Here is a 16936-nt window from a genome sequence, read left to right as displayed (position 1 = left end):
CCGTTACTGTGCGCGATACTGGGATTGAACCAGTGACCCCTACCGTGTCAAGGTAGTGCTCTCCCGCTGAGCTAATCGCGCCTGATGAGGCGGTCCCGCAGCAGACCCCGAAGGATCCGACGTGCGCGATACTGGGATTGAACCAGTGACCCCTACCGTGTCAAGGTAGTGCTCTCCCGCTGAGCTAATCGCGCGGGGAGGTCTCCCGGTGGAACCGGGTGATCCTCTTGGAGGTGGAGACGGGATTTGAACCCGTGTACACGGCTTTGCAGGCCGTTGCCTCGCCTCTCGGCCACTCCACCAGGCAACACATGAAGAACGATCTTACACTGTTCTCCATCGAGCGGACGACGAGATTCGAACTCGCGACCCTCACCTTGGCAAGGTGATGCTCTACCAACTGAGCCACGTCCGCCTGTCTCCCGGGATCTTCACCGCTTTTCTTCGGCTGCGCTCCCCGGCGACGTGTTGAACTCTAGCGGATTCCTGGGCCAGCTAAAAATCCGTTCCCGCAGCGTGCCGAGGGGATGCCCTCCGCGTGCCGTCCCGTCAGTCGTCCCGAGGGGTCACCGGCCGCCACCTGCGGCGCTTCCGGACGATCATCCGCAGGCCATCCGACGCACACCCGCGTGACGCATACAGCTGCTCGTACGCGGGGGCGCGAGCCCGACCAGGCGCGCGCCCCCCGGCCTAGACTTCAGGCACCGCCACCCCCAGCACCACCGCGCAGGAGAACCGTGTCCGGCCACCCCGACCCCCGCACCCCGCTCGCCCGCTTCGGCGGCCGCCTGGCCACCGGACTGCGCGACGTCACCTCGGACCCGGCCGCGCTCGACTCCTCCGGGTACTGGGCCGTCGCCTACGACTTCGAGGGCCGACTCACCTGCGCCCGCTTCGACGAGGTCCGCCCCGCCCCCGCCCCGCCCTCCGGCGCCGGCTGGCGCGGCCCGGACGCCGGCAGCTGGCACAGCTCCCTGGACCGCGCCGCCTACACCGCGGGCGTACGCCGCATCCGCGAGCACATCGCCGCCGGCGAGGTCTACCAGGCCAACCTCTGCCGGGTGATGTCCGCACCGCTGCCCGACCCCGGCCTCAGCGACATCGACGCCCTCACCGGCCTGCTCGCCCACGGCAACCCCGCCCCCTACGCCGGCACCATCCGGCTGCCCGAGCACGGCGTCGAGATCGCCACCGCCTCCCCGGAGCTCTACCTGCGCCGCACCGGCCGCACCGTCTCCTCCGGCCCGATCAAGGGCACCGGCCGCACCGAGGCGGACCTCCTCGACAAGGACCACGCCGAGAACGTGATGATCGTCGACCTGGTCCGCAACGACCTCGGCCGCGTCTGCGAGACCGGCACGGTCACCGTCCCCGACCTGTGCGCCGTCGAGAAGCACCCCGGCCTGGTCCACCTGGTCTCCACCGTCGAGGGCACCCTGCGCGAGGGCGACGGCTGGCCCGAGCTCCTCGCCGCCACCTTCCCGCCCGGTTCGGTCACCGGCGCCCCCAAGTCCAGCGCTCTACGGATCATCGAGGCCCTGGAGACGGCCCCGCGCGGTCCCTACTGCGGCGCCGTCGGCTGGGTCGACGCCGACCGCGGCGAGGGCGAACTCGCCGTCGGCATCCGCACCTTCTGGCTCGACCGGCAGGACCCGCAGGCGCCCGTCCTGCGCTTCGGCACCGGCGCCGGCATCACCTGGGGCTCCGACCCCGAGCGCGAGTGGGACGAAACCGAACTGAAGGCCGCCCGGCTGGTCGCGATAGCGTCGGGCAGCGCAATCGACCCGACCGGGGCGTAGTCCCCACCCGCCGCCTAGGAGCAGTTCTCGATGCACGACCGCACCACGAGCTGGGTCAACGGGACGCTCGTCGACTCCGCCGACGCCGCCCTGTCCGTCCTCGACCACGGACTCACCACCGGCGACGGCGTGTTCGAGACCATGAAGGCCGTCGACGGCCAGGCCTTCGCGCTCACCCGCCACCTCGACCGGCTCACCCGCTCCGCCCGCGGCCTCGGCCTGCCCGACCCCGACCACGACGTGGTCCGCGAGGCCTGCGCCCAGGTCCTCGAAGCCAACCCCGCCCCGCTCGGCCGCCTGCGGGTCACCTACACCGGCGGCAACTCCCCGCTCGGCTCCGAGCGCGGCACCGCCAGCCCCACCCTCGTGGTCGCCCTCGGCGCCATCAACCGCCGCCCCGACGAGACCGCCGTCGCCGTCGTTCCCTGGCGCCGCAACGAGCACAGCGCCGTCGCCGGCCTCAAGACCACCTCGTACGCCGAGAACGTGGTCGCCCTGGCTGCCGCCCACCGCGCCGGCGCCTCCGAGGCCCTGTTCGCCAACACCGCCGGCCGGCTCTGCGAGGGCACCGGCTCCAACGTCTTCGTGGTCCTCGGCGGCCGCCTGCTCACCCCCACCCTCGCCTCCGGCTGCCTGGCCGGTATCACCCGGCAGCTGGTCATCGACTGGTGCGGCGCCGAGGAGGCGGACCTCCCGCTCAGCGCCCTCCAGGACGCCGAGGAGATCTTCCTGACCTCCACCACCCGCGACGTCCAGGCCGTCACCCGCGTCGACGACCGAGAACTGCCCGGCACCGGCCCGGTCGCCGCCAAGGCGATGGCCGTCTTCGCCGAGCGCAGCGGTGACGACCTCGACCCGTGATCTCCGCACGGGCTGCGGCGACGCGCAGCGCGGATAACCTTCCCGGCGAGGGGAAGGGAGGACCACATGACCACCACGCTGCGCCCCGAGGGCCCGGAGACACCCACCGTCGTCGGCGGCCGCACCAGACGCTGGCGGATCCTGGCGAACGGCCGCCCGGTCGGTGCACTGCGCACCACCTCGACCCGGCACGGTAGCCAACTCTGGGGCGAGATATCGGAGTTGGAGATCTTCGAGGGTCGCGGTCGGGGCCGCGGCACGTTCGGCGCGCTGGCCGCGGAGGAGGTGCTGCGCAGCTGGGGCTGCACCCGGGTGGACGTCAACGTCCCCGAGTGGGCCCCGATCGCCCGCGGGCTCGCCCTCACCCTCGGCTACACCGAGCGGATGCGGAACCTGGGCAAGAGCCTGGCCGCCGCCCCCGCCCTGCCCGCCGGCGTCACCGTACGCCCGATTGGCGCCGCGGAGTTCCCGGCCTGGCTCGACGGGGCGGCGGAGGGCTACGTCGCCTCGCTCATGGACTCCGGGCTCACTGAGGAGCAGGCCCGGGCCAAGTCGCGGCTGGACCACCGGAACGTGTTCCCGCAGGGTGCCGACAGCCCCGGCGCGGCCCTGCGCCGCCTGTACGGCGCCGACGGTTCGCCGGAGCCGCTCGGCTCGCTCTGGGTGGAGCTGAACCTGCGGGAGCTGCCGGACGGCGCACCGCTCGCCTGGGTGATGGTCGTGGAGGTGTCCCCGGCCCACCGGGGCCGGGGACACGGTCGCACCCTGATGCTGCTCGCCGAGCGTGAGTGCCTGGCCGCCGGGGTGCGCGAGCTCGGCCTCAACGTCTTCTCCGGCAACGAGGTCGCCGTCCGGCTCTACGACTCGCTCGGCTACCGGGTCGTCAACCGGTGCTACGGCAAGCCGCTGTGAGGAGTTGACGGGACGTCAGGGCGCCTTCGCCGCCTCGATGACGGCGATGATCTCCTCCCGCAGCCCCTCCTGGCTCTGCCCGCCGTCCAGCCGCTTGCCGCCGATCACGTACGTCGGCGTGCCCTTGACCCCGATCGCCTTGCCCTCGGCCTGGTCGGAGTCCACGGTCAGCATGTGCCGACCGTCGATGAGTGCGGTGTCGACCTCCTCGACGTCCGCCCCGACCTCCCGGGCCACCTCCAGCAGCACCTGCTGCCCGCCCGCGTCCAGCTCCTCGACCCGGGCCAGCACCGCCTCCACGAACGGCCACCCCAGCCCCTGGGCGAACGCCTCCTCGGCCGCCTCCGCGGCGGCGTAGGCGTGCTTGTGCTTCTCCAGCGGGAAGTGCCGCACCTCCACGGGCAGCGCCTCGCCGTACTGCGCGCGCAGCGCCCGTACGTCGTCCAGCGCGGTGCGGCAGTCCGGGCACTGGAGGTCGCACCAGAACTCGAGGCGGGGAAGGGAACCATCGATCATTCCCCCAGTGTTCCACTAGTGGGTGCCCGCCCCCGCCGGTGGTGCGCCCGAGGCCGGACCGACAGGGAGGCACCGATGACCAGGACGACCGCAAGCGAACAGGCGTGCCCGTGCTGACCGCGGCGATCAGCTTCCTCCTCACGGCCGGCGCAGTGGCGGTCGCGGGCCTACGGGCGTGGCGGCGGCGCTTCCGCTCGGCGACCCGCTGGTTCGCGGTGGCCCTGCTGCCCGCCGGGCTCTACCTGACCGGCCTGTTCCCGCTGGCCGGCACGATCGGCCGGGAGTTCGCCGACTGGGCGGCCAAGCTGGTCTTCGACCCCCGGGTGTGGACCGGCGTCGTGCTGCTCGGCGTCTCCGCCGTCCTGCTGGTCACCACCCGCTGGGTGGGCCGCCGTAGCGCCGTGGAGGGTGCGCCGGAGCGTCCGGCTGCGGCCGGCCCGGCCCCCGAGCGTCCGGCGGTGGCCCCGGCGTCCAAGGCGTCGAAGAAGCCGGCGGCGGGCAAGCGGGACGACGGCCTCGGCGACTTCGCCGACATCGAGGAGATCCTCCGCAAGCGCGGAATCTGAGCAGGCCCGGAGCGTCAGGCGGAGGCGACGGTCTCCGCCGAGCGCTGCCGCGCCCGGTAGGCGGCGACGTGCAGCCGGTTGCCGCAGGTGCGGCTGTCGCAGTAGCGCCGCGAGCGGTTCCGGGAGAGGTCCACGAAGACCCGGGCGCAGTCCGGCGCCTCGCACCGGCGCAGCCGCTCCCGCTCGCCCGCCATGAGGATGAACGTCAGCGCCATGCCCAGCTCGGCCGCGAGGTGGTCGCCGAGCGCGGCGTGCGGGGCGAAGTAGTGGATGTGCCAGTCGTGGTGGTCGTGGTTGACCAGCCGGGGCGTCGTCCCGGCGGCCGCGACGATCGCGTTGACCAGCTCGGCGGCCTCGGCGGTGGACTCCGTCCCGAACACCTCGCGCAGCCGGGTCCGCAGCTCGTGCACCCGCCGCAGGTCGTCCTCGGTCAGCGAGTCGATCTCGCTGATCTCCTGGCGGACCACGAAGGCGTCCAGCGCGGCGATGTCCGGCAGCCGCTCGTCGCCGCACACCTCGGGAGCGGTGTTGAGCAGATCCACGAGGATGCTCAGCGCGCACTCGGTGTCATGGGTGATCAGCACGTTGGGGCTCCTCGCGCAGGGGGACTCCGGTACCCCGCGTCCACGGTTACCCCAGACCATACCGGCCCTTGCGGCAGAAGGGCGGTGCGTTTGTTCGAAGGCCTGTACGGATTCCGTCAGAGTGTCCCAAAGCGGGCGCTGTCCGGGCATGGCCCCGGTGTCCGGACCGCGGTGTACGAGCCCGGACGGCCCCGGGAAGACGACGGCACCCGACAGCGAGGCCGACCACCCGTACGAGTGGCCGGCTCCGCTGCCGGGCGCCTGCGGTGCTGTGGCCCCGCTCCGCTGGGAGCGGGGCTTTCACCGGCCCCGAGGCCGCGTCGTGCGCGGCTGAGTCCGCGGCCGTGCCCCCGAGTAGGACGGCTGCGATGACGGCAGGGGGTGTCGCCCCACGGACAGTGGGGCTGGACCGCCTCCGGTCGGGGTCAGCTTTCGGCGAGGATGTGGGACAGCTCCCGGTCGAGGTCGAAGTGACGGTGTTCGGTGCCGGGGGGCACCGCGGCGTCCGTCCGCTTGAGGAACGACTCAAGCGCCCGGGCCGGGGCCTCCAGCAGGGCTTCTCCTTCCGGAGAGCTCAGTGCGATGCAGACCACCCCTTGCCCGTGGCTACGCGACGGCCACACCCGGACGTCGCCGGTACCAGTGGGTCGGTGCAGCCCCTCCGCGAGGAGATCTCGGGCGAACACCCACTCCACGGTCTCGTCGGCGCCCGTGTGGAACGTGGCGTGCACGGCGTAGGGGTCGGCGGTGTCGTAGCGCAGGCCCGCGGGGACGGGCAGTGAGGACTCGCTGGACACGATGAGGCGCAGGTGCAGCTCGCAGCTGACCGTGGTGTTCATAAGCGCCATGGCCTTTCGCTCAGTGTGCGCTCGGGGAATCGCACGTCGGCGAACGGACCATCCCACCCCCAAGACCGATGTAAACCCCTCTGTCCCGATTCGGGCGCGAGTCGTACCCCTTACGGCGCATTGCGGAATCGTCACGGAGTACCCGCCCGGGGCATTACCGGCGGTTCTTCTCGGCCGGTTTCCGGGTCGGCATGTACTCGGCCTGTACGAAGCGCCGAGGCGGGTCGGGAACAGGGGAGCGGGTGATGCGGTCATGCCCGACGAGTCGGGCGGGTGGTCGGGAGGTCCGGGAGAGAAGCGGCGGGCCGGGGCCGGGGCGGGCCCGGCACCCGGTCGGGCGTACGGCGGCCGGGCGTCCTGGGGCGGGGGCTCCGCCGAGAGGGTGGTCGGAGCACCCTCCGGGATGCGGTAATGTTTTCCCTGCACCCGGGCGATTAGCTCAGCGGGAGAGCACTTCGTTCACACCGAAGGGGTCACTGGTTCGATCCCAGTATCGCCCACCGGAATGCATTGTGATATGTGAGGCCCGGCCGATTATCGGCCGGGCCTCACATGTATTTCCGGAATCCGCCTGAAGCGCCGTGGGTAATCCGGCTGAGGCTCAGTCATCTTCCGCTCGGAGCGCGAGTTCTGCGGATGTGCCAGCCCGGCCGGGAAGGGGCGAGTTGTACGACCACCCCCGAATGGTGCTATGGTTCTTCTCGTTGCCCGGGCGATTAGCTCAGCGGGAGAGCACTTCGTTCACACCGAAGGGGTCACTGGTTCGATCCCAGTATCGCCCACCGGACAGCACGCAGGCCCTGACCAGGAAACCGGTCAGGGCCTGCGGCGCGTTCGGGACCGCCACCCGCTATGCCGCCGCCTCGCAGCGGTGTTCGGGCTCCAACCGGCGGCCGCAGCCGCACCGAGCCGGCCGCAGCGGCCAGGACAGGTCCACCCGCTCCGGCGTCCCCGAGCGGTCGAACCAGCTCTGCAGCCCGCGCGCCTGAGCCGCGTGCCAGACCGCCTGCCGCAGGTGCAGCTCCGCCGCCGTCAGCCCGCCCAGCGCCGCCGGGTAGCGGGCGCCTATGCGCCGGGTCAGCGAGAGCGCCGCCGTCGCGTCCGCCGCCGCGTCGTGCGCCCCGGCGAGATCGACGCCGTAGTGCGCGCACAGGTCGGTCAAGGTCCGGCGACCCTTGCGGTAGCGGTCCACGTGCTTGTCGAGCACCCGCGGATCCAGCACCACCAGCCCGGCGCCGTCCAGCCCGTCGGTCAGCGTCAGCCCGTGGTGGCGGCGCAACTCCCGGTCCAGCAGCGTCAGATCGTAGGGCGCGTTCATCACCACCACCGGATGCCCGGCCCGCGCCTGCGCCGCCAGCGCGCGGGTGACCTCCGCCACCACCGTGCGGGCCGGACGGCCGTACGCCCGGACCCGCTCGTCGGTGATGCCGTGCACCGCGCGGGCGCCGTCCGGGATCGGCACTCCCGGATCGGCGAGCCAGGTGATGGTCTGCGCCGGTGCGCCCGGGGAGAGCTGGACGACCAGCGCGGCCGAGACGATCCGGTCGTGCTCGACGTCCACGCCGGTGGTCTCGGTGTCGAAGGAGGCGAGTGGGCCGGTGTACCAGTGCTTCTGCATGACTGCCCCTCAGACGTGCGTTCCGCGCCCTGGTGATACCCGGTTCTGACGCCCGCTCAACCCGTTTGGCCCAGGCCCGACCGGGGATCCTGCCCAGGACTGGCCCGTTCTATTGACCGGTCCGTCCGAATCCGGACGGACCCGGAGCCGGGGGAGGCCACGGGGCGATGGCACTGACACAGCCGCAGCCAGACGGGGCGGCGGCCGCACTGCGGGGGAACCTCGCGGTCACCGCCTGCATGGAGACGCTGCAGGTCGGCTATCTGCACGCGGTCGCCGCCGCGGCCGGCTGCTCGCTCTCCCAACCGTTCCCGGACAACGGCATCGACTGGCAGGTCAGCCACGGGTCCCGGGCGCACGAGGTGGACGACGAGGTCACCATCAAGATCCAGCTCAAGGCCACCCAGCAGATCGCGCCCGACCCGGCCGGGCCGTTCTTCAGCTTCACCCTGGACAACGACCACCTGCGCAAGCTCGCCCGCGCCCGGGTCGCCGTCCCGCGCATCCTGGTCGTGATGCTGCTGCCGCGCCGGGTCGACCACTGGCTCCGGGCCCGCCCGGACGCCCTGGAGCTGCGGCACTGCTGCTACTGGGTCAACCTGGCCGGCCACCCGGTCACCGGACAACGGCGCACCAACGTCCGGGTGCCCACCGACAAGGTCTTCGACGACCGCGCGCTCTGCGACATCATGGCCCGGGTCGGCGCGGGCGACAGCCCGTGACCGCCCGGCCCCGGCAGCGAGGAACTGGACCCATGACCCTGCCGCACGGACCGGACGACCCGTCCCAGGCCCTGCCCGACCCGGCCACCGTCGACCCGGCGGTGCTGACCACCCTGCTCGCCCGGCACGGCTGGGTCCGACGCGGTGGCCCCGCCGCCCGGTACGGACGCTGGACCCCGCCGGACGACGAACCCGGCACCAGCCTGCTCGTCCCCGCCGGGGACGGCTTCGACGACGCCGTCGACCTCCTCACCGACGCCGTCACCGCCCTCTCCCGCTCCCGCACCCCCTCCGCCCGCTCGATCCTGCTCGCCCTCGCCGTCCCCGGCGACGAACTGCGCTGGCGCCGCGAACGGCCCGGCCCCGCCGACGCCACCCCCTGGGACGACGCCGAGCGGCTCCAGCGGGCAGCGCGCACCATGCTCGCCGCCGGGGCCAAGGCCGGCCGGACCACGGCCGCCTACTTCGGCGCCCGGCTGGACGGCCTCGCCGGGGACTTCCTGGACCGCGTCCTGGTCGTCGAGCAGGGCGTCGTCGACCAGGGCGCCGCCCTCACCGCCTACACCCCCGCCCCCGAGGGCCGGGCCGCCGTCACCACTCTGGTCCGGGCCCTGGAGGCGCTGCGCGAGGCCGTCGACTACCGCCGGGTCAGCGGCGGGCCCGAGGCCTTCGAGAACGCCGTCAGGTCCGGGGTCAGCCGCGAACTCGTCCAGTCCGTCGAGGACCTGGTGCGCGGCGCGACCGCCGCCCGGCTCACCGTCGCCTGGTCGCCCGCCGCCGGGATCCCGGGCGGCTTCGGGGACCGCCGGATCGACCTCGACTTCTCACCCGGCGACCTGCCCGCCCTGGCCGAGGCCGCCGAGCTGCTGGAGCGCATCGAGCCCGCCGTCGACGTCACCGTGGTCGGCGTGGTCGTCCGGCTCAAGCGCGCCGACCCGTCCGGGCCCGGCTCGGTCCGACTGCGGGTGCTGGGCGGCGCCGAGGTCCGCGAACTCAAGCTGCGCCTGCCCGACCCCGACTACCGGCTCGCCGCCGAAGCCCACCTCTCCGGCGTCCCGGTCCGGGTCTCCGGCCGCCTGGAGCGCCGCGACGGCTTCCGCCGGCTGACCCGGCCGCACGGCCTGGAGCTGTGCGGCTGGGACGAGGGCGACCGCGAGCAACTGCTGAAGGGGCTCCAGGACGGAGGGGAGGGGGCGTAGGGCCTGCCCCTTGGGCGCGCGCCCGGCAAGGGCCCATGAGACAGGTCCTGAGTTCACGGTGCGGGTGACGCTCTCGGTACCATCGTCACGCGCAGCGCAGTGTTGCGTCCTCTGAATCCAGCACGTCAGGAGAGACCGGTGACGGACGTCCGGGTAATCATCAGCCGCGAACCCGATCGGGAAGAGCGCGTGGTGACGACGGGCACTACGGCCGCGGAGCTCTTCGCCGACGACCGCTCGATCATCGCCGCCCGCGTCGGCGGCCAGCTCAAGGACCTCGCCTACGTCCTCCAGGACGGCGACGAGGTCGAGCCGGTCGCGATCGGCAGCAAGGACGGCCTCGACATCCTGCGCCACTCCACCGCGCACGTGATGGCCCAGGCCGTGCAGCAGCTCTACCCCGAGGCCAAGCTCGGCATCGGCCCGCCGGTCAAGGACGGCTTCTACTACGACTTCGACGTCGAGAAGCCCTTCCACCCCGATGACCTCAAGGCCATCGAGAAGAAGATGCAGGAGATCATCAAGCGCGGACAGAAGTTCTCCCGCCGCGTGGTCACCGACGAGGCCGCCCGCGAGGAGCTGGGCGCCGAGCCGTACAAGCTGGAGCTGATCGGCCTCAAGGGCTCCGCCGCCACCGCCGGCGAGGGCGCCGACGTCGAGGTCGGCGCCGGCGAGCTGACCATCTACGACAACCTGGACGCCAAGAGCGGCGAGCAGTGCTGGGGCGACCTCTGCCGCGGCCCGCACCTGCCCAGCACCCGCCACATCCCGGCGTTCAAGCTGATGCGCAACGCGGCCGCCTACTGGCGCGGCAGCGAGAAGAACCCGATGCTGCAGCGCATCTACGGCACCGCCTGGCCGACCAAGGACGAGCTGAAGGCCCACCTGGACTTCCTGGTCGAGGCCGAGAAGCGCGACCACCGCAAGCTCGGCAACGAGCTCGACCTCTTTTCCATCCCCGAGGAGATCGGCTCCGGCCTCGCCGTCTTCCACCCCAAGGGCGGCATCATCCGCCGCGCCATGGAGGACTACTCGCGCAAGCGGCACGAGGAAGAGGGCTACGAGTTCGTCTACACCCCGCACGCCACCAAGGGGAAGCTCTTCGAGAAGAGCGGCCACCTCGACTGGTACGCGGACGGCATGTACCCGCCCATGCAGCTCGACGAGGGCGTGGACTACTACCTCAAGCCGATGAACTGCCCGATGCACAACCTGATCTTCGACGCGCGCGGCCGCTCGTACCGTGAACTGCCGCTGCGCCTCTTCGAGTTCGGGACGGTGTACCGGTACGAGAAGTCGGGTGTGGTGCACGGCCTGACCCGTGCCCGCGGCTTCACCCAGGACGACGCCCACATCTACTGCACCCGTGAGCAGATGGCGGACGAGCTCGACTCGACGCTGACGTTCGTCCTCAACCTCCTTCGTGACTACGGTCTGACCGACTTCTACCTGGAGCTGTCGACCAAGGACCCGGTGAAGTACGTCGGCAGCGACGAGACCTGGGAGGAGGCCACCCGCGTCCTCGCCGCCGTGGCCGAGAAGCAGGGCCTGCCGCTGGTGCCGGACCCGGGTGGCGCGGCCTTCTACGGTCCGAAGATCTCGGTGCAGGCGAAGGACGCCATCGGCCGTACCTGGCAGATGTCGACCATCCAGCTCGACTTCAACCTGCCCGAGCGCTTCGACCTGGAGTACACCGCGGCGGACGGTTCGCGTCAGCGGCCGGTCATGATCCACCGCGCGCTGTTCGGTTCGATCGAGCGCTTCTTCGCGGTGCTGCTGGAGCACTACGCCGGTGCCATGCCGCCGTGGCTGGCCCCGGTCACCGTGACCGGCATCCCGATCACCGACGAGCACGTGCCGTACCTGCTGGAGGTCGCGGCCGAGCTCAAGAAGCACGGGATCCGGGTCGAGGTGGACACCTCGGACGACCGCATGCAGAAGAAGATCCGCAACGCCCAGAAGACCAAGGTCCCGTTCATGCTGATCGCCGGCAACGACGACGTCGAGGCGGGCGCGGTGTCCTTCCGCTACCGCAACGGCGAGCAGAAGAACGGCGTTCCGCTGGCGGACGCGGTCCAGGAGATCGTGGACGCGGTGAAGAACCGCATCCAGGTGTGACGCCGTAGTCGGACCGTCACGCGCGGGGCAGGCTCTTGAAGAGTCTGCCCCGCGCGGCTTTGCAACCACCGTTGGGCGAATATGCTGATCAGCATGACGACTGAGCCGGAACTGCAGCGGGGCGTCGGTGAGCCGGACGGCTTCCGCCGCCTGTGGACCCCCCATCGGATGGCGTACATCCAGGGTGAGAACAAGCCCACCGGCCCGGCTCCGGACGACGGTTGCCCGTTCTGCTCGATCCCGTCGCTGAGCGACGAGGACGGGCTCGTCATCGCCCGGGGGAGCTCCGTGTTCGCGGTGCTGAACCTGTACCCGTACAACGGTGGGCACCTGATGGTGGTCCCGTACCGGCACGTGGCCGACTACACCGACCTGGACGAGGCGGAGACGGCCGAGCTGGCCGACTTCACCAAGAAGGCGATGACCGCGCTGCGGGCGGCCTCCGGGGCGCACGGGTTCAACATCGGGATGAACCAGGGCGCGGCGGCCGGGGCCGGGATCGCGGCGCACCTGCACCAGCACGTGGTGCCGCGCTGGGGCGGCGACACCAACTTCATGCCGGTGGTCGGCCACACCAAGGTGCTGCCGCAGCTGCTGGCGGACACCCGCAAGATGCTGGCCGAGGCCTGGCCGCAGGGCTGAGCCGGGCGCACGTACGAAAGGGGGCCTGCCACCGAGGAGTTCGGTGGCAGGCCCCCTTTCGTACGCCCGGATCAGCCGGCGTTGAACTCGTCGACCTTGTACGGGCGGCTGCCCTGTGCCTCGGACTTGATGATCGAGGTGCGGTTCTTGAAGAAGCGGTCCGCGTCCAGGTCGTGCTCCTGGAGGAACTCCAGCGTCGCGGTGTGCACCGCGTTGAGCACCGGGACGGACGCGTTGAGCGCGTTGTCGACCATGGAGCGGTTGTTCCAGGCGGTGGCGACCCAGGAGTGCCGCAGTCCGAAGGGCTCGGGCAGGCCGAGGCCGCCGCCGAGCCAGCCGAGCAGGCCCGGCATCCGGTGGAAGGGGGCGCGGACGGCCTGGCGGACCACCTCGTCGTTGTCGATCAGGGGGAGCTTGACGGTGCGCTCCTCCCAGAACTTCACCGTCTTGGCGATCGTCTTCTCCTTGTCCTTCGGCTTGTCGAAGAAGACGCCCTTGACCGGGCCGAGCGCGTAGCCGGCCACCGAGATGTTCAGCACGTTGGCCAGCAGGGTCACCGTGACGGTGAAGGTGATGACCAGCTTGCCGTCGTGGGTGATGAACTGGGTGGCCAGGTAGTGCCGGGGGCCGCCGGGGAAGGTCTGCTTGTCGGCGATGCTCTGCACGGCGAAGTCGCGCATCCGGTCGCCGTCCATGTCGGCGTTGCCGGGGCGGCTGATCTCGTCGGCGCCCTCGCTGATGTCGAAGACCACCCACTGCTTGATGTTGACGTTGGGGATGCCGCTGTTGGCGACGTGGCTGACGCCGAGGCCCTTGAGGTGGGCGGAGATCCGGCGGACCAGGTCCCAGGGGTGGAAGGCGCGGAAGTCGGCGTGGCCCTCGGCGGGGTGCAGGGTGTCGGCCAGGCGCCACTCGCCCCAGCGGCGGCCGGCGCCGAGGATGCCCTTCGGCCCGGCGTAGTGGTGGACGTTGGTCTCCTGCTCGGCGTCCAGGCGGCCGAGCTTGTCGCGCAGGTCGTTGGCCTTCTTGTCCAGGTCGTCGCGGGGGACGGCCTTGGCCACGGTGGCGGCGACCGCGCTGCCCTCGACCAGGTCCTGCCAGCGGGCGCGCAGGTCCTTGGCGAAGCGCTCGACGATCCGGCGGGCCAGGTACCAGCCGATCACCGGGGCGAGCATGGTGATCCGCAGGTAGACGCCCAGGACGCCGGCGGCCGGGGGACGCACCGCGAGCAGGACCGCGAGGGCGGCGGCCGCGATCAGGGCGAGGCCGCCGTAGACGTCGGCGCCGCGGGTGTTGTCCCGCTTGAGCCAGGCGCGCAGTTGGAAGGCGCCGAGCCAGATCAGGGTGCCGGGCAGGAAGAGCAGGCCGGTGACGACGGTGACGGTGCTGAGCTGCCGGTCGCGGGCGTTGCGCAGCTCCTCCGCGGCCAGGCAGTGTTCGACGACCTGCCGGGTGTCGACGCCGAAGGAGGGGACGAGGGGCTTGCGGTCGCCGCCGAGGGCGCGGGAGATCAGGGCCCTGCTGAAGGCCTCGCCGAGGTTGGGGCGGAAGAGGGCGAATCGGCCCTTCTTCTCCTTGGCGTCGGTGACGTCCTCGACGAACTTGCCGATCTCGCCGTCCCGGTAGGCGGCTGAGGAGAGCGCCTGGGTGACGGCGGTCTGCGGGCCGGCGTCGGTCCGGGGTATCTGCGCACCCGGGGTCATGTCGAGTGTGGTCACGGTGGCGTCCCCTCCTCCCCTTGTCAGCGGCAGGTTACCGTGCCGTGGCACCCCCGCGCGGATGATCGTCTGAAGTACCGTCACGAACCGTCACGATCGAGCCGCACCGGCCTGAGAGGCATGATGCCCAGCTTCGGCCCGGTCGATACCCACCTGAACCGGCCGTGTCGGGGTGGAGGAGGATGGAGGGCGAAGGCATGACGAAGGGGGCTGTTGTGAAGGATCCGGTGCTGGTTTTCGACGGGGACTGCGCGTTCTGCTCGTCCTGCGTCCGGTGGGGGGAGACGTACCTGCGGCAGACGCTGGCCTCAGGGGGCTGGGAGGCGGTGCCGTTCCAGTTCGCGGAGCTGTCGGAGCTGGACGCGCTCGCGGGTGGCCTGGGCGAGGTGTCGGCCGAGCGGGCCGAGCGCGAGGTGCTGTGGGTGACGCCGGCGGGCCGGGTGTACGGGGGCGCGCAGGCGGTGGCGCGGCTGTTGATGCGCTCCGGGGGCGCGTGGGCGTACCTGGGGGCGGTGTTGGCCCTCGCGCCGGTGCGGCCGGTGGCGGCCCTGGCGTACCGCTGGGTGTCGCGCAACCGGCACCGGATGCCGGGGGGTACGGCGGCGTGCGCGCTGCCGCGGCGTACCGGGGCCGCTCAGTCGGTGTAGCGCTCGGCCAGGGCGGTGGGCATGGGTTCGTGGCGCAGGTAGGCGCGGGAGAACTCGGCGGTGCCGTGGGTGAGTGAGCGCAGGTCGACCGGGTAGCGGGCGAGTTCGAGTTCGGGGACCTCGGCGCGCAGCAGGGTGAGGTTCGGCCCGCCCGTCTCCGTGCCGAGGACCCGGCCGCGGCGGGCGGAGAGGTCGCCGAGGACGGCGCCGAGGTACTCGTCGGGCAGCAGGACGCTGACGGCGGCGACGGGTTCGAGCAGCCGGATGACGGCGTGCTCGGCGGCGTCGCGCAGGGCGAGGGCGGCGGCGTTCTGGAAGGAGGCGTCGGAGGAGTCGACGGAGTGCGCCTTGCCGTCGGTGAGGGTGACCCGGACGTCGACGAGCGGATGGCCGGTGGCGACGCCCTTGGCGAGTTGGGCGCGGATGCCCTTCTCGACGGAGGGGATGAAGTGCTTGGGGACGGCGCCGCCGACGACGTGTTCCTGGAACTCGAAGCCGGAGCCGGCCGGCAGGGGTTCGACCTCCAGGTCGCAGATGGCGTACTGGCCGTGGCCGCCGGACTGCTTGACCAGGCGGCCGTGGCCGGCGGCGGCGGTGCCGAAGGTCTCGCGCAGGGCGACCTTGGGCTCGACGGTGTCGACGTGGACGCCGTGGCGGGTGCGCAGCCGGTCGAGGACGACCTCGGCGTGGGCCTCGCCGGTGCACCAGAGGACCAGCTGGTGGGTGTCGGGGTTCTGTTCCAGGCGTAGGGCCGGGTCCTCGGCGGTGAGCCGGGTGAGGGCCTGGGAGAGCTTGTCGTCGTCGGCCTTGCTGTGCGCCTCGACGGCGATGGGCAGCAGGGGTTCGGGGAGGGTCCAGCCGTCGAGTTCGACGGGGTGGCCGGGCTCGTGGACGGTGTCGCCGGCCCGGGCGGTGGTGAGTTTGGCGGCGCAGACGAGGTCGCCCGCGATGGCGTGCGGGACGGGCCGCTGGAGTTTGCCGAACGGGCTGGTGAGGCCGGTGACGCGCTCGTCGCCGTTCTGGTCGGCGGTGTGGGCGGGGCCGACCAGGTGGATCCTGGTGTCGGGGCGCAGGGTGCCTGCGTACACGCGCACCAGGCTGATCCGGCCGACATAGGCGTCGCCGGTGACGCGGACGACCTGGGCGGCGAGCTGGGCGTCGGGGTCGCAGTCGGGGGCGGGGCGGGTGCGTTCGGTGGGGTCGGGGAAGGTGTGGGCGATCAGGTCGAGGAGTTCGGCGGCGCCCAGGCCGTTCTCGCTGGTGGGGACGGCGGGGTGGAGGCTGCAGGCGAGGACTTCGCGGCGCAGGCCGGCTTCGAGGGAGTCGGTGTCGAGGGTGTCGCCGGAGAGGTAGCGCTCCATGAGGGCGTCGTCCTGGCCGGAGATGGCCTCGACGAGGCTGTCGTGGGCGGGGCCGGTGTCGGGGAGCGGGGCGGCGTCGCCGTAGGTGTCGCCGGTGAGCAGGTCCACGCTGCCGTCGGGGTGTCCGTTGTGGAGGACGGGCAGGAAGAGTGGGCGCAGGGTGTCCGGGCCGAGCCCGAAGGCGTCGTGGCAGGTGGTGAGGATGTCGTCGAAGCCGGTGCGGGCGAGGTCGAGTTTGGCGACGGCGATGGCGCGCGGGATGCCTTCGGCGGCGCACTCGCGCCAGAGCGCGCGGGTGGGGGCGGTGACCGGGTCGGTGGCGGAGACGACGAAGACGGCGGCGTCGGCGGCGTGCAGGGCGGCCCGCAGGTCGGCGGCGAAGTCGGGGTGGCCGGGCGGGTCGATCAGGTTGATCTTGACGCCCTTCCATTCGAGCGGGAGCAGCGAGAGCTGGACGGAGCGCTGCTGCTGGTGCTCGATCTCCTCGTAATCGGAGACGGTGGTGCCGTCGGTGACGCGTCCGGCCCGCCCGGTGGCGCCGGCGGCGAGGGCGAGGGATTCGGCGAGGGTGGTCTTGCCCACACCGCTGGAGCCGATGAGGACGACGTTGCGCAGGTCCCGGGGGCCGGTGACGGCGGGCGCCTGACCGGCTCGTGCCGTGCTGCGGTCGGGCATCGGGGTCTCCTCCCGTAGCGCCGAGGCTGTCTTTGGCAGTCTAGGGTCGGGTGACGCGGTGGCGCGTGTCGTGCGGGCCATCGGTGACCGTCCGTGTATGGGCCGTGGCCGGTGTGCCGTCCGGCGGTGCGTGCGCCTGAGCGTGTCCCC

Annotated in this window: 15 protein-coding genes and 6 tRNA genes; 11 read left to right on the top strand and 10 right to left on the bottom strand. The window is 72.0% G+C overall.

Going from position 1 to position 16936, the window contains the following annotated elements; all coding sequences use genetic code 11:
* Nucleotides 1-9 precede the first annotated feature (9 nt).
* The 4 genes from ACFVWU_RS25205 to ACFVWU_RS25190 form a co-directional block, all read right to left on the bottom strand.
* Nucleotides 10-81, bottom strand: a tRNA-Val gene (locus tag ACFVWU_RS25205).
* A gap of 41 nt (nucleotides 82-122) precedes the next feature.
* A tRNA-Val gene (locus ACFVWU_RS25200) sits at nucleotides 123-194 on the bottom strand.
* 34 nt (nucleotides 195-228) lie between these two features.
* A tRNA-Cys gene (locus ACFVWU_RS25195) sits at nucleotides 229-302 on the bottom strand.
* A gap of 40 nt (nucleotides 303-342) precedes the next feature.
* Nucleotides 343-415 (bottom strand) — tRNA-Gly (locus ACFVWU_RS25190).
* A gap of 322 nt (nucleotides 416-737) precedes the next feature.
* On the opposite strand from ACFVWU_RS25190, the gene ACFVWU_RS25185 reads away from it, so the two are divergent.
* The 3 genes from ACFVWU_RS25185 to ACFVWU_RS25175 all read left to right on the top strand — a co-directional run bounded on the left by ACFVWU_RS25185 (nucleotide 738) and on the right by ACFVWU_RS25175 (nucleotide 3572).
* On the top strand, nucleotides 738-1799 hold the full coding sequence (locus tag ACFVWU_RS25185; protein ID WP_387625029.1) for a chorismate-binding protein: 1062 nt from the start codon (nucleotides 738-740) through the stop codon (nucleotides 1797-1799).
* Between the two features lie 30 nt (nucleotides 1800-1829).
* Nucleotides 1830-2660 (top strand): aminotransferase class IV, encoded by an 831-nt coding sequence (locus ACFVWU_RS25180; protein WP_387625027.1) that lies wholly within the window; start codon nucleotides 1830-1832, stop codon nucleotides 2658-2660.
* A 66-nt stretch (nucleotides 2661-2726) separates the two neighbouring features.
* Nucleotides 2727-3572: a GNAT family N-acetyltransferase gene (locus tag ACFVWU_RS25175; protein WP_387625025.1), complete on the top strand. Its 846-nt coding sequence runs from the start codon at nucleotides 2727-2729 to the stop codon at nucleotides 3570-3572.
* A gap of 15 nt (nucleotides 3573-3587) precedes the next feature.
* Here ACFVWU_RS25175 and ACFVWU_RS25170 read toward each other — a convergent pair whose 3' ends face one another.
* Nucleotides 3588-4088 (bottom strand): DsbA family protein, encoded by a 501-nt coding sequence (locus tag ACFVWU_RS25170; protein WP_387625023.1) that lies wholly within the window; start codon nucleotides 4086-4088, stop codon nucleotides 3588-3590.
* Between the two features lie 104 nt (nucleotides 4089-4192).
* On the opposite strand from ACFVWU_RS25170, the gene ACFVWU_RS25165 reads away from it, so the two are divergent.
* Nucleotides 4193-4654, top strand: a complete 462-nt coding sequence (locus ACFVWU_RS25165) for a hypothetical protein (protein WP_387625021.1) — start codon at nucleotides 4193-4195, stop codon at nucleotides 4652-4654.
* A gap of 14 nt (nucleotides 4655-4668) precedes the next feature.
* Here ACFVWU_RS25165 and ACFVWU_RS25160 read toward each other — a convergent pair whose 3' ends face one another.
* Nucleotides 4669-5238 carry a CGNR zinc finger domain-containing protein gene (locus ACFVWU_RS25160; RefSeq protein ID WP_387625019.1) on the bottom strand — a complete coding sequence of 190 codons (570 nt, stop codon included), beginning with the start codon at nucleotides 5236-5238 and terminating at the stop codon, nucleotides 4669-4671.
* A 425-nt stretch (nucleotides 5239-5663) separates the two neighbouring features.
* Entirely contained in the window at nucleotides 5664-6077 is a 414-nt protein-coding gene (locus ACFVWU_RS25155; RefSeq protein ID WP_030056266.1) for an SsgA family sporulation/cell division regulator, read from the bottom strand.
* Between the two features lie 437 nt (nucleotides 6078-6514).
* On the opposite strand from ACFVWU_RS25155, the gene ACFVWU_RS25150 reads away from it, so the two are divergent.
* Together ACFVWU_RS25150 and ACFVWU_RS25145 are read left to right on the top strand one after the other, a co-directional pair.
* A tRNA-Val gene (locus tag ACFVWU_RS25150) sits at nucleotides 6515-6586 on the top strand.
* 210 nt (nucleotides 6587-6796) lie between these two features.
* Nucleotides 6797-6868: transfer RNA gene (locus ACFVWU_RS25145), tRNA-Val, on the top strand.
* Between the two features lie 68 nt (nucleotides 6869-6936).
* Here the strand turns inward: ACFVWU_RS25145 and ACFVWU_RS25140 are convergent.
* Nucleotides 6937-7704, bottom strand: coding sequence for an exonuclease domain-containing protein (locus ACFVWU_RS25140; RefSeq protein WP_387625017.1), 768 nt, complete (start codon nucleotides 7702-7704; stop codon nucleotides 6937-6939).
* A 167-nt stretch (nucleotides 7705-7871) separates the two neighbouring features.
* On the opposite strand from ACFVWU_RS25140, the gene ACFVWU_RS25135 reads away from it, so the two are divergent.
* The 4 genes from ACFVWU_RS25135 (at nucleotide 7872) to ACFVWU_RS25120 (ending at nucleotide 12385) form a co-directional block, all read left to right on the top strand.
* Nucleotides 7872-8426 (top strand): DUF4365 domain-containing protein, encoded by a 555-nt coding sequence (locus ACFVWU_RS25135; RefSeq protein ID WP_387625015.1) that lies wholly within the window; start codon nucleotides 7872-7874, stop codon nucleotides 8424-8426.
* A 32-nt stretch (nucleotides 8427-8458) separates the two neighbouring features.
* On the top strand, nucleotides 8459-9625 hold the full coding sequence (locus ACFVWU_RS25130) for a hypothetical protein (RefSeq protein WP_387625013.1): 1167 nt from the start codon (nucleotides 8459-8461) through the stop codon (nucleotides 9623-9625).
* A 138-nt stretch (nucleotides 9626-9763) separates the two neighbouring features.
* A complete protein-coding gene (gene thrS, locus ACFVWU_RS25125) occupies nucleotides 9764-11743 on the top strand; it encodes a threonine--tRNA ligase (protein WP_387625011.1) in 1980 nt (659 codons plus the stop codon).
* Between the two features lie 81 nt (nucleotides 11744-11824).
* The gene (locus ACFVWU_RS25120) at nucleotides 11825-12385 is read left to right on the top strand and encodes an HIT family protein (RefSeq protein ID WP_387625009.1); all 561 of its coding nucleotides are present in this window, start codon (nucleotides 11825-11827) and stop codon (nucleotides 12383-12385) included.
* Between the two features lie 71 nt (nucleotides 12386-12456).
* Here the strand turns inward: ACFVWU_RS25120 and ACFVWU_RS25115 are convergent, their stop codons facing one another.
* Nucleotides 12457-14103: a hypothetical protein gene (locus ACFVWU_RS25115; protein WP_387625007.1), complete on the bottom strand. Its 1647-nt coding sequence runs from the start codon at nucleotides 14101-14103 to the stop codon at nucleotides 12457-12459.
* A 197-nt stretch (nucleotides 14104-14300) separates the two neighbouring features.
* On the opposite strand from ACFVWU_RS25115, the gene ACFVWU_RS25110 reads away from it, so the two are divergent.
* Nucleotides 14301-14750, top strand: coding sequence for a thiol-disulfide oxidoreductase DCC family protein (locus tag ACFVWU_RS25110; protein ID WP_387625005.1), 450 nt, complete (start codon nucleotides 14301-14303; stop codon nucleotides 14748-14750).
* Here the strand turns inward: ACFVWU_RS25110 and ACFVWU_RS25105 are convergent.
* The gene (locus tag ACFVWU_RS25105) at nucleotides 14738-16786 is read right to left on the bottom strand and encodes an elongation factor G-like protein EF-G2 (RefSeq protein ID WP_387625003.1); all 2049 of its coding nucleotides are present in this window, start codon (nucleotides 16784-16786) and stop codon (nucleotides 14738-14740) included. The two genes, ACFVWU_RS25110 and ACFVWU_RS25105, sit on opposite strands and share 13 nt — an antisense overlap.
* Nucleotides 16787-16936 lie beyond the last annotated feature (150 nt).

The sequence above is a fragment of the Kitasatospora sp. NPDC058190 genome (genome assembly GCF_042883685.1).
GTDB lineage: Bacteria > Actinomycetota > Actinomycetes > Streptomycetales > Streptomycetaceae > Kitasatospora.
Note: the sequence above shows the minus strand (reverse complement) of the source record. Positions and strands in the feature narration are given on the sequence as shown.

Coding starts and splice junctions, on each gene's coding strand:
- ACFVWU_RS25180 (WP_387625027.1), top strand. CDS start 1,830: ATGCACGACCGCACCACGAGCTGGGTCAACGGGACGCTCGTCGACTCC.
- ACFVWU_RS25175 (WP_387625025.1), top strand. CDS start 2,727: ATGACCACCACGCTGCGCCCCGAGGGCCCGGAGACACCCACCGTCGTC.
- ACFVWU_RS25170 (WP_387625023.1), bottom strand. CDS start 4,088: ATGATCGATGGTTCCCTTCCCCGCCTCGAGTTCTGGTGCGACCTCCAG.
- ACFVWU_RS25155 (WP_030056266.1), bottom strand. CDS start 6,077: ATGAACACCACGGTCAGCTGCGAGCTGCACCTGCGCCTCATCGTGTCC.
- ACFVWU_RS25140 (WP_387625017.1), bottom strand. CDS start 7,704: ATGCAGAAGCACTGGTACACCGGCCCACTCGCCTCCTTCGACACCGAG.
- ACFVWU_RS25135 (WP_387625015.1), top strand. CDS start 7,872: ATGGCACTGACACAGCCGCAGCCAGACGGGGCGGCGGCCGCACTGCGG.
- ACFVWU_RS25130 (WP_387625013.1), top strand. CDS start 8,459: ATGACCCTGCCGCACGGACCGGACGACCCGTCCCAGGCCCTGCCCGAC.
- ACFVWU_RS25120 (WP_387625009.1), top strand. CDS start 11,825: ATGCTGATCAGCATGACGACTGAGCCGGAACTGCAGCGGGGCGTCGGT.
- ACFVWU_RS25110 (WP_387625005.1), top strand. CDS start 14,301: ATGACGAAGGGGGCTGTTGTGAAGGATCCGGTGCTGGTTTTCGACGGG.
- ACFVWU_RS25105 (WP_387625003.1), bottom strand. CDS start 16,786: ATGCCCGACCGCAGCACGGCACGAGCCGGTCAGGCGCCCGCCGTCACC.